The organism is Ensifer sp. EB106-05-01-XG146, assembly GCF_058791875.1.
Map to the genome: position 1 here is coordinate 2159480 of NZ_JBYTDX010000001.1, position 12383 is coordinate 2171862.

The window sequence follows — 12383 nt, forward strand, 5'->3', positions numbered from 1 at the left end:
GTCGCAAGGACCGGCAGGTGCGCACCAGTTCGGCCATTGCTTTCAGGACTGCACGTGGCTGGAGCCAGAGACGGATCCAGACCGACTGAAAGATCATCGACAATCCCATATCCCAATGAGGAGTACGATTGATGAAGGCCTTCAACTATCTTCTCTCTTGTTCCCTTGCAGCTTCGTTCACGTTGCTCGCCACCACGTCGCACGCCCAGGAGGCAAAGGGGTGGGACCGTACGGTCAGAACCGCGGACTATCTGGAGCCGGCCATTCCGCGCCCCGCTCAGGAGCAGACGGCCGCGGACCGGCTTCGCGAGTTTGAGACGAGGACCGGTCGCAAACCCAACATCCTGATCCTGCTCGTCGATGACCTTGGATATGGCGAGCTGGGTGCGTTCGGCGGCGGCGCGATGCTCGGGGCTCCGACACCGAACATCGACAAGCTGGCAACCGAGGGCCTGAAGCTGACATCGGCCTATGCGACGCCGGTGTGCACGCCCTCGCGCGCGGCCCTGATGACGGGTCGTATTCCGGCGCGAAGCGGCCTTACGCGTCCCCTGCTTGCGAGCGACCACCCCACCAAGAACCCCTGGGCCGACGAGGTCTCGGCGGCAAAGCTCCTGAGCGACAACGGCTATGTCACCGGCCTCTCGGGCAAGTGGCACATCGGCGAAGCCAAGGGCATGCAGCCCCAGGACGTCGGCTATGACGAATTCCATGGTTTCCTGTCGGTCGTCAGCGAATACACGCAGTACATGGACAGCCGGAAATATTCGCAGCTGATGCTCGATCCGCAGCGGCTGGAGACGTTCAAGAGCCTCAGCGAGTATAACGGCGTGGTCGAAGGCAAGAAGGGCGGCGACCTGAAGATCGTCTATCCGCTGGAGACGCAGAAGCAGATGGGAAATGTCGACCAGGATTTTGCCAACTGGTCGGTGGATTTCATCAAGCGCGCGGCCAAGGACAACAAGCCGTTCTACCTGATCCACGCCTTTGCCAAGGTCCATTTCGACAACTATGCCGCTGATGGCTACGAGGGGCGCAGCCCCGCCAAGCTGCCCTACCGCGACGCCGTGGTCGAGGTCGACGACATCGTCGGGCGGCTGACGAAGACCCTTCAAGACGCCGGCCAGGCCGACAACACCTTCGTGTTCTTCACCTCCGACAACGGCCCGGAGGAAGACAGCTACCCGGACTCCGGCTTCACCCCGTTCCGCTCCGGCAAGGGCACGACCTGGGAAGGTGGCGTGCGCGTGCCGGGCATCGCCTACTGGCCCGGCATGATCAAGGCGGGGCGCATCAGCGACGGCCTGTTTGATCTCATGGACCTGTTCAACACGTCGCTGGCGCTTGCCGGCATCAAGGACAAGATCCCGACCGAGCGCTATATCGACGGTGTCGACCAGAGCAGCTTCCTGCTGGCCGACGACGGTCAGACGTCCCGCCAGGCGGTCTTCTCCTATAACCAGGCCGAGTTCTCGGCCATCCGCTGGGAAAACTTCAAGGGCTATTTCAAGGTCATGCAGTACGACCAGCCGTTTTCCAACATCAGCATGTCGACATTCTCGCCGGTCGGCGTCGCCCCCTGGATCTTCGATATCTATCGTGATCCCAAGGAGCGCATCACCCGCAGCAATGGCGACTATGAATGGCTCTACGGCCCCATCCTGCAGCTGCAGACCCAGCACGCAGCGACCTTCGTCAAATATCCGAAGAAGGACATCGGCCTCGGGATCGGCGGCGGCGGCGATCCCAAGTAGGCTAGCATACCCGGCTGACATTCTAGACCGTGACTGGCGGCCCCCATCGAAATCGGTGGGGGCCGTTGTTTGAGGTGGGATGCGGCACCGACGATGCGGCCTATTCCGCAGCGACCCGCCCAAGCCCGCCTTCAGAAATCGCCATCCGTCCGAAGGCGGCACGGTAGGCGGCGGGTGTCGTCGAAAGCTGCTGGCGGAAGTGATGACGCAGCGTCTGGGTGGAGCCGAAGCCGGAGGCTTCCGCCACCTGCTCCATGCCGAGCGCGGTCTCCTCCAGCAATTGCCGGGCGCGCGACAGCCGCTCGGACAAAAGCCAGCGCGCCGGCGTCGTGCCGGTCGCCGCCTCGAAGCGGCGCAGGAAGGTGCGCTCGCTCATGCCCGCAGCCTTTGCCAGCGCCGCAATCGAAAAGTCCTCACCGAGCCGTTCGCGCATACGGTCAAGCAGCGGCCCGAGCCGGGCGCTCTCATGCACGTCGGGCACCGCCCGCTCGATGAACTGCGCCTGGCCGCCATCGCGATGCGGCGGCACGACGAGACGGCGGGCGACGCGGTTGGCCGCCTCGCTGCCGAAATCGCGGCGGATCAGGTGCAGGCAGAGATCGATGCCGGCCGCACTGCCAGCCGAGGTCAGAACCTCGCCGCCATCGACATAGAGCACATCCGGCACCACCTCGATGTCTGGATAAAGCGCTTTCAGCTTGTCGGTATAGCGCCAGTGGGTCGTCGCCCGCCGGCCCGATAGCAGCCCGGCAGCCGCCAGCACGAAGACGCCGGAGCAGATGGAAAGCACGCGCGCGCCCCGCGCGCAGGCGTCCCTCAGCGCCTGGCACACCGCCTCGGGCACGGGCTGATCGGCGCCGCGCCAGCCGGGCACGATGATCGTGCCGGCCTGGCCCAAAAGCTCGATGCCGCCGTCGGCGACAAAGCGAACGCCGCCGGTCGCCCTAAGCTCACCCGGATCGACCGAGGCGACGGCAAAACGGTACCAGCCCTCGCCCATTTCCGGCCGCGGCAGGCCGAACATCTCGACGGCGACGCCGAACTCGAAGGTACAGAGCCCGTCATAGGCGAGCGCCACGACGAGCGGGTTTGTGAGTGGTGCGGCAACGGAAAACGACTTTGGCATGATCTTGAGCATATATGGCAATGTTGCCAACTGCCAGCCCTGATCCAGCGCTGCTACACATATCCTCGTCAACGCGCACCGAGCCAAGGAGAACCCCGATGAGCACCGTCACCGAAATTCCCGCCGCATCGCCTGAGATCGCCATTGCCCATTTTGCCGGGCGGCTCAGTGTCGAGACCGATTGCTCCGACGTCGCCCAGGCGCTGAAGAGCGGCGAGCAGGACTTCGTGCTTCTGCACGTCGTCGGCTCGGATGCGGCCTATGCGCGCCGCCACGTGCCGGGCGCGATCCACCTGCCCCACCGGCAGATCACTGCGGAGCGTTTGGCCGAGTGGCCGGCCGATACCCTCTTCGTCGCCTATTGCGCCGGCCCCCATTGCAACGGCGCCGACCAGGCCGCACTCAAGCTCGCCAGGCTCGGCCGGCCGGTGAAGATCATGATCGGCGGCATCACCGGCTGGGAAGACGAAGGCCTCGCCTTTGCGACCGGCGCTACCCCCGGCGAAGCGCAGGCTCTGCTCGCCGCTTAAGCCGGCGCCAAACGCCCTTTGCAGCGCCGCACGCCTTGCCGGATGCGCGGCACTGCAGCATTTTGGATCGCGATCGATTTCAGCCTGAAATCGATCGCGATTGCGGCAAATGATGCCGCAAGTTCGGCCTTCCACCGGCCCTCGGTAACCCGCCCCGGCCAGCTAACCCCTTTGCACGAGATATCGCGATGCCCGCGTCACCCGTTATCGTCCGCCCATTTAAACGAGATGACGTCGCCTGCGTGCTGCGGCTGATGCGCGGCCTTGCAGTCTTCGAAGCTTATACTGACGCGTTCCGCGTGACCGAGAGCGATCTGATCGAGCATGGGCTTGGCGACAACCCACGCTTTGGCGTGCTGGTCGCGGAGTTTGGCGGCCGTGTCATCGGCATCGCTGTGCATTACGTCATCCCCTGGACCTACGATCTGAAGCCGACGCTGGTGCTGAAGGAACTTTTCGTCGATGAAACAGCACGTTCCCTGGGGGCCGGCGCGGCGCTGATCGACGCCTTGAAACGTCATGCCGCAGCGATCGGGGCGCCGCGCATCGAATGGTCGGTGCTTGCGAGCAACGAAAATGCCAAGCGCTTCTACCTGCGCCAGGGCGCGATACACGATGCGATATGGGAGCCCTGGACGCTGCCGATCGGGACCGACGAGACCTAAAAGGGAGTGTGGGGGATTTGTCTTTGTCCATGCGGGCTACCGTCAGGAAAATCCTGACCCGATTGGGTGAAAAAGCTGGGGATTTTCCCGTAACCCAAATTGACTATTAAAATCCCCTTAAAATCCATTGCTTTCAGATCACGCTTTTGCCACACTGTACTTGCGATTGCGCCCCGGAAGTATGCAATCCCCGGAAGAGTATGCATGCTTGTGGTTATATTGCAGTGCAGTTGCTTTATTAATTTTATTGCGCGCTTGAGCCTCCGTCCCCACGGGGGCTCAATCATTTTTGGACACCCCTTTTCCCTCCGTGACGGCCCGGCGCTCTCGGGGCCTTCCAGAGAAGGAGGCAAGGCATCGACGCAACGGAAGATAGCGCCGCATAGATCGATCCCGCAAACATTGCGGCCTTTCAGGTGGGAAGCTGTCCGTTGAATTCCACGCCCTTGAAACCATCGATCCCGGCAAGATCGAAGATGCAGCCGAGGCGATCTTGCCGGGCGAAGATGCGCTGTCTCGCATCGCAATTCGACGGCACACGCGACCGCTTCAACCGCGAGGACCCCGCGCGGGCTTTGGCGCTGGAAGATGGGACCCGCCTGCAAGGAGGGCGTTCAACGTTTGCAGGCCGATCGGACGAGGCTGAAGGAAGCGGTGGCCCGCCTGAAGGGGAATATCTGCAGGCGGCAGGCGCCGGCCGGGATCGGAAACCCCGGCCGCGTGTCTTCGTGCTTAATGCCCGCCGAGCACCAGCGTCTGCACCGGCAGCATCAGCGCCTGAATGCGCAGGATCGCCGCATGCACGAGGCCAACGGCATCGACACCGTGCAGATAGGCCCACTGCAGCGTGCTGATCCCCGGCTTGTCCAGTTCGTCGTGGTTGCTGGTGTAGGCATTGGCGATGCAACTGCTGCCGGGCGGAACGTCGTCGAGCACGCCGGGATAAAGCGGCTCCATGACCACGGTCAGCGTGCCGGGTTGCGAGATCTGCGTAACGTCGATCAGCTGGTCGCTGGCGCGCACCTGGCCGGAGGCAATCACGTCCTGCACCTCTGTGACGACGAGCGGAATGATGGTGAACGGCTTGCCGACGCAGGTCGCCTCGCCGATCATGCCGGGCTTCATCACCTGAGCCTCGATCTGCCCGAAGCCGGCCACCAGCCGGGCCCGGCCCGCGTCTTCCGGCACGAGCACGCCCGCTGGCCTCAGCAGCGGGTTGACGATTTCGCCGACCCGAAGCGTGAACTGCTGCAGCGTGCCGGACACGCCGGCGCGCACGGTGGTCTTGGTAATATCGACCTCCGCCTGCTTCAGCGCCGCTTCGGCGCTGGCCTTCTGCGACGGCAGCAGCGATTGCAGCTTCGTCTCCAGCGTCTGCTTGTTGGAAAGCACAGCGGTCAGCGCGCCCTTGCGCCCTTCGAGAAGCACCTGCTTGCGCTCGATTTCGCGGCGGGCAACGACGTTCGGGTTGAGCCGGTTAAGCTCCACCTGTGTGTTGTATTCGTCCTCGGCCTGCTTCACGTCGGCCTGTGCCTGGACGATCGCGCCATCAGCGGCAACAAGCTCGGTGCGACCGACAGCCAATTCGGCGTCAACCTCGGCGATCTGGCGGCGGGCGACTTCGGCGGCCGCTTCCTCCTCCGAACTGTCGAGCTTGAACAGCGGCTGGCCGGCCTTCACCTTCTCAAAGCGCGTGGCATAGATCTCGGTGACGCGCCCGTTGGTCTCCGGCAGCACGGCGACCGTACGGAAAGCCGCGGTTACGTTCTTCGTCGACGGGTGGAAGTAGAAAATCAGCGTGATCAGGGAGATGGTCAGAACGATGCAGGCGGTAATACCCCAGCGCAGCTCGAACCAGACCGAATAGATAGTGATCTCGCGCCCGATGCGTTTTCCCTGGCCGTAACGGCGGAAGAGATAGTCGGGCAGGATGGTCAGCATCGAGCAAAGGATAAACTCGAACATGGCTTATGCCTTCCCTTCCGTCGATGGCTGAGCGGGCGATGCGTGGCCGTGGCCGGGCAACGCGTGCGGCTGTGGGTGGCTTGCTGCAGGCTCGGCCTCCACGTCCCTCGCCTCCGGCACGGTCGGCTGGTCCACCTTGCCGGCAATCCGCTCCAGCGAACCGGCGATCGATGAAAGCGGCGAGGAGAAATCGGGAAGGTCGATCAAGGCCAAAAGCAGAGCTGCGCCCCACAGGAGGTTGTTATGGGTGAGCAGCGACAGGAGCGCCAGGACCGCCACCAGCTCCAGCTGGATCTTGTTGGTCTTGTGCGCCATGACCTCCGGCAGCGAATGCAGCCTGAGATAGAGTGTTCCGAGCGCGAAAATCGCCACGATCAGAAAAACGGCAACCGCATTCAAAAGCCAGTCGGACTGGCCCGGGGCTGTAATAAAGCCCGGCAGGTGATGGATGGCTGCAGGATGGATGGCTTCGGACATTACGCCTCCGCAAATCGGACTGGACCACGAGAATCGAACATTAGCACCCCTCAAAAAAAACGAAATAGAAGCTTGCACTTCAGCCGCAACTTGACCTTGCGGCAACACGCGCCCTATCAATCGACGCGCCGGCACTTCGAAGCGCCGCCGGTTTCGAGCAGGATCGAAAGGCACATGCTGTTCCCGCGGTAACGGCACCGGATGCCCACTCGCCCTAACGCGCGCAGACGCCCGCGCCCCTTTCGCGGCGCGTGCCGGCACAAGTACAGCCAGAAGGAGAGACCGCCATGGCCCAGAACATCTATGATCGTCAGGAGTTTTTCGAGGGCTACAGCCAGCTCGGGCGCTCGGTGCATGGTCTTGCCGGGGCCGCGGAATGGCCGGCGATTCGCGCGCTCCTACCGGATCTTTCCGGAAGCCGCGTCGTCGATCTCGGCTGCGGCTATGGCTGGTTTTCGCGCTACGCCCGCGAGGCCGGTGCCGCCCATGTGCTCGGACTCGATCTCTCCGAGAAGATGATCGCCCGCGCCAAGGCCGACACATCAGATCCAGCAATCGACTACAAGATTGCCGATCTCGACCAGCTCGACCTGCCCGAAACGAGCTTCGACTTCGCCTACAGCTCGCTTGCCTTCCACTATGTCGAGGATTTCGGCCGGCTGGTCGCGACCATCCACAAGGCGCTGGTACCCGGCGCCCATTTCGTCTTCACCATCGAGCACCCGATCTACATGGCCTCGCACAATCCCGGCTGGCGCATCACCGATGGCGAGCGCACCTGGCCCGTTGATCACTACTCCGCCGAAGGCCCGCGCACGACGAACTGGCTGGCCAAGGGCGTGATCAAGCACCACCGCACCATCGGCACGACGCTGAACACGCTGATTGGCGCAGGCTTCGCCATCCGCCACGTCGAGGAGTGGCGGCCGACGCAAGAGCAGATCGCCGAGCTCCCGGCACTGGCCGAAGAGATGGACCGGCCGATGATCCTGATCGTGAAGGTGCAGAAGTAAGCGACGACGGCGGCCGTTACATTGGCCGCCTCTCGCCCTTACCCCTTCTCCTTCAGCGTCTCCTTCTGGGTGATCAGCCGGGCACTGTGCTGTCCGCTCAGATAGGTCCAGAACCAGCTCCAGGCGACGGCGAAGCGGCTGCGCGTGCCGATCAGGAAGTAGATGTGGGCGATGCCCCAGATCCACCAGGCAAGCGCGCCCTTGAGCTTGAAGCGGCCGAAATCGATGATCGCCGCGCGCCGACCGATGGTGGCAAGGCTGCCCTGGTGGCGATAGCGGAAGTCTCCGGGCGGCTTGTCGCCTGAAAGCCGCGCGCGGATGACGTCGGCCACATAGGCGCCCTGCTGCTTGGCGGCGGGCGCAATGCCCGGCACCGGCTTGCCGCCGTCATAGGTGACGGCAGCCGTGTCGCCGATGACGAAAACGTCGGGATGGCCGGGAGCCGTGAGGTCAGCGCCGACGATCGCCCGGCCGGCGCGGTCGGCCGGGATATCCAGCCAGCGGGCAGCGGGCGAGGCCTGCACACCGGCGGCCCAGACGAGCGTACGGCTGCCGACGAACTGGTCGCCGATGACAACGCCCTCTTCCGTGCAGGATGTCACGGGTGTACCGGTGCGAACCTCGACGCCGAGCCGCTCCAGCTCCTTGACCGCATAGGCCGAAAGATCCTCGCTGAAGGCGGCGAGAATGCGCGGCCCCGCTTCCACCAGGATCACACGGGCCTGCCGCGTGTCGATGCGGCGAAATTCGTCGGGAAGCGTGCGGTGCGCCATCTCGGCGATGATGCCGGCAAGCTCGACGCCGGTCGGGCCGGCACCGATGACGGTGAAGGTCAGGAGGGCGGCACGGAGATCAGGATCCTCTTCGAGCTCGGCGCGCTCGAAGGCCAGCAGCACCCGCCGCCGGATCGTCGTCGCGTCTTCCAGCGTCTTCAAGCCGGGGGCAAAGGGCTCCCATTCGTCATGGCCGAAATAGGCATGCGTCGCCCCGGTCGCCAGCACCAGCGTGTCGTAGCCGATCCGCTTGCCGTCCCTGAGCACCACGGCCTTTCCGGCTTCGTCGACATCGCTCACCTCGCCAAGCAGCGTCGTCACCTCCGGCCGGTCGCGCCAGAGGCTGCGGATCGGCCAGGCGATTTCAGAGGTCGCGATCAGCGTTGTTGCCACCTGGTAGAGCAAGGGCTGGAAGAGATGATGGTTGCGCCGGTCGATGAGGGTGATCCTCACCGGCGCGCCGGCAAGCCCCTTGACGAGTTGCAATCCGCCAAACCCGCCGCCGACAACGACCACGTGATGCCTGTCCTGCATGTTCTTTCCAGTCGGCTTTGCGACCGGCCTTCCGTTGGACATGCCACAACATTGGGGTTGTGACCGCCAAGGACAAGCGCAACCACCTCATGTCACCCTTGCAAAAAGTCAAGAACAGCCCGCAACCGTCAGCGCTCGTTCGGCGCGAGATGCCGGATCCGCGCTACATGCGCCGCAATATCCTTAGCCGTAAACGGTGAATGGCGACGTACGTCGCTGGCGGGATCAAAGCCGAGACCCAACCGCTTTTCCGGGCGAAAGGACTGCTGGGGCCGGATCGGCCTTGGCGCAAATCCGCCGCCGCAGGTCGGGCAGACATTGTGAAGCACCGTTTCCACGCAGCTTGCGCAATAGGTGCATTCGTAAGAGCAGATGCGCGCGTCCGCGGACGCCGGCGGCAGGTCGCGGTCGCACAGTTCGCAGTTCGGTCTGAGTTCAAGCATGGTCGGCTCCATCGGTTGCGGATGATGTCCCCGCTTGCTCCCATGAAAAGCCTTTGGCATAAATGACAATATGCCCTCGTTTTATGCCAACCCCGAGAATGCCGCGCGAACCGTCGCGATCGTGCTCTTCGATCGCACCAAGCTGATCGATGTGACCGGCCCGCTGCAGGTCTTCAACGACACCCGCACCGCGTCGGGCTCCCGGGCCTATTCCATCGCGCTGGTCTCTGAGTTCGGCGGCCCGGTCGCAACGGACACAGGCGTTGCGCTCGATACCCGTCCGTTCTCCGATTGCACCGCGCCCGACACCCTGCTCGTCTCGGGCGGGCAAAGCGCGCTCGAAGCGGCGAATTCGGAAGGGCTGCAAGCATTCCTGGCGGCCATGGCCGGCCGATGTCGGCGCCTCGGCTCCATCTGCCTCGGCGCCTTCATTCTCGCGCGCGGCGGCCATCTTGATGGGCGGCGCGCAACGACCCATTGGGAAGATTGCGCCCAGCTGCAGCAGGATTTCCCAGATATCGACGTGCGCGAGGATTCGATCTACGAGCAGGATCGCGGCATCTGGACCTCCGCCGGCGTGACCGCCGGCATCGACATGGCGCTTGCGATGGTCGAAGAGGACCTCGGCCGCAGCGAGGCCCTGCGGCTCGCGCGCTCCCTGGTGCTCTACGTCAAGCGCACGGGCGGCCAGCGCCAGTTCAGCGCCGCCCTGCACCAGCAGATGACGAGCCGAGGCGACCGCTTCGATGCGCTGGTGGCCGAGATCCGCTCCGATCTGGCAGCCGACCTCTCCGTGCCGCGGCTTGCGGACATGGCGCGCATGAGCGAGCGGAATTTCTCCCGCCTGTTTACGCAGGAGGTGGGCGCAAGCCCGGCGCAATTCGTCGAGGAACTGCGGGTCGATGCGGCCTGCGAGGCGCTCCAGCGCGGGGACGTGCCCGTCTCGCAAGCGCCGTTTCTCTTCGGCTTCGGCAACGCCGAGCGCATGCGCCGCGCCTTTCAGCGCCGCAAGGGCATCGCGCCCTCGGACTATGCGGCACGCTTCGGCCCGCCCTGACGGACGCCCCCGGAAGAGCTTACGAGGACGACGCGGCCGCGAAGGCGATGTCTTCCACCGCATCCGTGAGCACGATCTCGTCACCGAGCGACCATTCGGCCGCGCGTGCGGCGAGACGCGCAGGCACCATCGGCGAGCGGCCAGGACCGGGCGGCACGTCATAGGTGGCGTGTGCGTCATTGGCGAGGATCACGGTGAAGTCCTTAGCCATGGCCGTGCGGGCTGTCGCCGCCAGGCACATTTCCGAAAGCATGCCGCAGATCGCGATCGTCTCGACCTTGCGCGCCCGGAGCTGGTCTTCGAGATCGGTGCCGTCGAAGCCGTCGTCGTGCCGTTTGCGCACGACCACCTCGCCTGACTTGGCGGCAAAGAACAACTGCCAGCCATCGGTCTCCGGTTCGTCGACAGCGCCCTTGGGCCCATCGTTCTGCAGGAAGATCACCGGCACGCCGGCCGAACGCGCCTTCTGCAGAAGCAGGCCAACGGCCCGTTGCAGATCGACATGGCCGGGCACGGCTTCAGGCCCGGAAATAAAGGCCCGCTGCACATCGACAATCACCAGCGCATCGGCAACGTCGCCACCGACCGCCTTGCTCACAGCGTCATTCGTCATTTCGCCTCACACCGCATAATCGACCGGCACCGCCGTGCCGCTCTTCAGGATTTCCATCGAGATCGAGGCGGAGACGTCGAAGAGTTCGACCTTGCGCACGATCTGCTTGTAGACCACGTCGTAGTGCTCGACACGCGGCAGCACGACCTTGACGATATAGTCATGATTTCCCGTCAGACGATGGGCCTCGACGATTTCGGGGATGTCGCTGATCGCCCGGCGGAAGGTTTCGATCCATTCGTCCGAGTGGTGCGCCGTCTTGATCAAGGCAAACACGGTCGTCGGCACGCCCATGCGCTCGCGGTCGAGCACGACGATGCGCCTGGCGATGTAACCCGCCTCCTCCAGCCGCTGGATGCGGCGCGAACAGGCCGAAAGCGACAGGTTCACCCGCTCCGCCAATTCGCCGACGGCCACACTCGCATCCTGCTGCAGCAGCGCCAGCAGCTTCCTGTCTCTATCGTCGAGCACGCCGATCCCTCCCATGATCAGAAATTCATACGCTACATAATTGCACATTCACTCCAACATGCGCAAACCATTCGCGCGCATGGCCGCTTTTGCTCCCATCAAAGCGAACCATTGCCGCCGACCCTGCGGCATAGTTCAGCCCATCAAACGACGGTCGCCACGGACGGCGGCGGTAGCGGACAGAGAGGAATGGTTATGCGCAAGATCGGTCTTATCGGCGGCATGAGCTTCGAAAGCTCGGCGGTCTACTATCGCATGGTCAACGAGGCCGTTCGCGACCACCTGGGCGGGCTGCATTCGGCCGAGGTGCTTTTGCATTCCGTCGACTTCCAGTCGATCGTCGACCTGCAGAAGGCCGGCCGCTGGGAAGACGCTGCCAAGCGGCTTGCCGATGTCGCCCAGGGCCTCGAAGCGGCCGGTGCGGACTGCGTGCTGATCTGCACCAACACCATGCACCTGATCGCCGATCAGGTTCAGGCAGCAATCGACATCCCCCTCATCAACATCATCGACGAGACGGCAGCGCGCCTGAAGGCCGCAGGCAGCCGCCGGCCGCTGCTGCTTGCCACCCGCTACACCATGGAGCACGGCTTTTATGCCGAGCGCATGAGAAGCCACGGCATCGACATCCTGGTGCCGGATGCGGACGGCCGCACCCTCGTGCACGATGTCATCTTCGACGAGCTTTGCGCCGGCAAGGTGCTGCGCTCGTCCCGCCGGGCGCTGATCGAATTGATCGACAAGGCCGAAGCGGAAGGCGCGGACGCCGTCATCCTCGGCTGCACCGAAATCTGTCTGACCCTCGACCCGAGAGCCTTGCCGCTGCCGGGCTTCGATTCCACCGCGATCCACGCGGAAGCTGCCGTCGAATTCGCACTGGATGGGGTTTGCCTCAAGCGGGCCGCGTAGCTAGCCGAGGGCTAGGCTAGGCTGCCCAATCGCGCCACATCGATCAGCCGCCA

General features: G+C 64.1%; 13 protein-coding genes. 6 read left to right on the forward strand and 7 right to left on the reverse strand.

The annotated features are described in order from the left end of the window. Positions 1-131: 131 nt before the first annotated feature. The gene (locus AC3WVQ_RS10760; RefSeq protein ID WP_492382717.1) at positions 132-1754 is read left to right on the forward strand and encodes an arylsulfatase; all 1623 of its coding nucleotides are present in this window, start codon (positions 132-134) and stop codon (positions 1752-1754) included. 100 nt (positions 1755-1854) lie between these two features. On the opposite strand, the gene ftrA is transcribed toward AC3WVQ_RS10760, so the two are convergent. Then, positions 1855-2892: a transcriptional regulator FtrA gene (gene ftrA / locus AC3WVQ_RS10765; RefSeq protein WP_113080969.1), complete on the reverse strand. Its 1038-nt coding sequence runs from the start codon at positions 2890-2892 to the stop codon at positions 1855-1857. A gap of 86 nt (positions 2893-2978) precedes the next feature. Here ftrA and AC3WVQ_RS10770 point away from each other — a divergent pair, with 86 nt between their 5' ends. Beyond that, positions 2979-3410: a rhodanese-like domain-containing protein gene (locus AC3WVQ_RS10770; RefSeq protein ID WP_060582746.1), complete on the forward strand. Its 432-nt coding sequence runs from the start codon at positions 2979-2981 to the stop codon at positions 3408-3410. A 188-nt stretch (positions 3411-3598) separates the two neighbouring features. Beyond that, positions 3599-4075 (forward strand): GNAT family N-acetyltransferase, encoded by a 477-nt coding sequence (locus AC3WVQ_RS10775; RefSeq protein ID WP_110818667.1) that lies wholly within the window; start codon positions 3599-3601, stop codon positions 4073-4075. Between the two features lie 732 nt (positions 4076-4807). On the opposite strand, the gene AC3WVQ_RS10780 is transcribed toward AC3WVQ_RS10775, so the two are convergent. After that, on the reverse strand, positions 4808-6040 hold the full coding sequence (locus AC3WVQ_RS10780) for an HlyD family secretion protein (RefSeq protein ID WP_034792791.1): 1233 nt from the start codon (positions 6038-6040) through the stop codon (positions 4808-4810). Positions 6041-6043: 3 nt separating this feature from the next. Beyond that, on the reverse strand, positions 6044-6517 hold the full coding sequence (locus tag AC3WVQ_RS10785) for a hypothetical protein (protein ID WP_051659258.1): 474 nt from the start codon (positions 6515-6517) through the stop codon (positions 6044-6046). Between the two features lie 287 nt (positions 6518-6804). On the opposite strand from AC3WVQ_RS10785, the gene AC3WVQ_RS10790 reads away from it, so the two are divergent. Next, positions 6805-7530, forward strand: coding sequence for a class I SAM-dependent methyltransferase (locus AC3WVQ_RS10790; RefSeq protein ID WP_110818668.1), 726 nt, complete (start codon positions 6805-6807; stop codon positions 7528-7530). A gap of 38 nt (positions 7531-7568) precedes the next feature. Here AC3WVQ_RS10790 and AC3WVQ_RS10795 read toward each other — a convergent pair whose 3' ends face one another. After that, positions 7569-8837 carry an NAD(P)/FAD-dependent oxidoreductase gene (locus AC3WVQ_RS10795; protein ID WP_060516011.1) on the reverse strand — a complete coding sequence of 423 codons (1269 nt, stop codon included), beginning with the start codon at positions 8835-8837 and terminating at the stop codon, positions 7569-7571. A gap of 128 nt (positions 8838-8965) precedes the next feature. Further along, positions 8966-9280 carry a DUF1272 domain-containing protein gene (locus AC3WVQ_RS10800; RefSeq protein WP_060516178.1) on the reverse strand — a complete coding sequence of 105 codons (315 nt, stop codon included), beginning with the start codon at positions 9278-9280 and terminating at the stop codon, positions 8966-8968. 70 nt (positions 9281-9350) lie between these two features. On the opposite strand from AC3WVQ_RS10800, the gene AC3WVQ_RS10805 reads away from it, so the two are divergent. Next, positions 9351-10337: a GlxA family transcriptional regulator gene (locus tag AC3WVQ_RS10805; RefSeq protein WP_110818669.1), complete on the forward strand. Its 987-nt coding sequence runs from the start codon at positions 9351-9353 to the stop codon at positions 10335-10337. A gap of 19 nt (positions 10338-10356) precedes the next feature. On the opposite strand, the gene AC3WVQ_RS10810 is transcribed toward AC3WVQ_RS10805, so the two are convergent. Both AC3WVQ_RS10810 and AC3WVQ_RS10815 read right to left on the reverse strand, forming a co-directional pair. After that, positions 10357-10950, reverse strand: a complete 594-nt coding sequence (locus AC3WVQ_RS10810; protein WP_090294239.1) for an isochorismatase family protein — start codon at positions 10948-10950, stop codon at positions 10357-10359. Between the two features lie 6 nt (positions 10951-10956). After that, complete coding sequence (locus AC3WVQ_RS10815; RefSeq protein WP_043622517.1) at positions 10957-11421, reverse strand: Lrp/AsnC family transcriptional regulator; 465 nt, start codon at positions 11419-11421, stop codon at positions 10957-10959. A 189-nt stretch (positions 11422-11610) separates the two neighbouring features. On the opposite strand from AC3WVQ_RS10815, the gene AC3WVQ_RS10820 reads away from it, so the two are divergent. Further along, on the forward strand, positions 11611-12330 hold the full coding sequence (locus AC3WVQ_RS10820) for an aspartate/glutamate racemase family protein (protein ID WP_090294241.1): 720 nt from the start codon (positions 11611-11613) through the stop codon (positions 12328-12330). Positions 12331-12383 lie beyond the last annotated feature (53 nt).

What these genes read in the sequence shown, in the direction of transcription:
- AC3WVQ_RS10785 (WP_051659258.1), bottom strand. Translation starts at nt 6,517, where the DNA reads ATGTCCGAAGCCATCCATCCTGCAGCCATCCATCACCTGCCGGGCTTT.
- AC3WVQ_RS10770 (WP_060582746.1), top strand. Translation starts at nt 2,979, where the DNA reads ATGAGCACCGTCACCGAAATTCCCGCCGCATCGCCTGAGATCGCCATT.
- AC3WVQ_RS10790 (WP_110818668.1), top strand. Translation starts at nt 6,805, where the DNA reads ATGGCCCAGAACATCTATGATCGTCAGGAGTTTTTCGAGGGCTACAGC.
- AC3WVQ_RS10780 (WP_034792791.1), bottom strand. Translation starts at nt 6,040, where the DNA reads ATGTTCGAGTTTATCCTTTGCTCGATGCTGACCATCCTGCCCGACTAT.
- AC3WVQ_RS10775 (WP_110818667.1), top strand. Translation starts at nt 3,599, where the DNA reads ATGCCCGCGTCACCCGTTATCGTCCGCCCATTTAAACGAGATGACGTC.
- AC3WVQ_RS10795 (WP_060516011.1), bottom strand. Translation starts at nt 8,837, where the DNA reads ATGCAGGACAGGCATCACGTGGTCGTTGTCGGCGGCGGGTTTGGCGGA.
- AC3WVQ_RS10820 (WP_090294241.1), top strand. Translation starts at nt 11,611, where the DNA reads ATGGTTATGCGCAAGATCGGTCTTATCGGCGGCATGAGCTTCGAAAGC.
- AC3WVQ_RS10805 (WP_110818669.1), top strand. Translation starts at nt 9,351, where the DNA reads ATGCCCTCGTTTTATGCCAACCCCGAGAATGCCGCGCGAACCGTCGCG.
- AC3WVQ_RS10810 (WP_090294239.1), bottom strand. Translation starts at nt 10,950, where the DNA reads ATGACGAATGACGCTGTGAGCAAGGCGGTCGGTGGCGACGTTGCCGAT.
- ftrA (WP_113080969.1), bottom strand. Translation starts at nt 2,892, where the DNA reads ATGCTCAAGATCATGCCAAAGTCGTTTTCCGTTGCCGCACCACTCACA.
- AC3WVQ_RS10800 (WP_060516178.1), bottom strand. Translation starts at nt 9,280, where the DNA reads ATGCTTGAACTCAGACCGAACTGCGAACTGTGCGACCGCGACCTGCCG.
- AC3WVQ_RS10760 (WP_492382717.1), top strand. Translation starts at nt 132, where the DNA reads ATGAAGGCCTTCAACTATCTTCTCTCTTGTTCCCTTGCAGCTTCGTTC.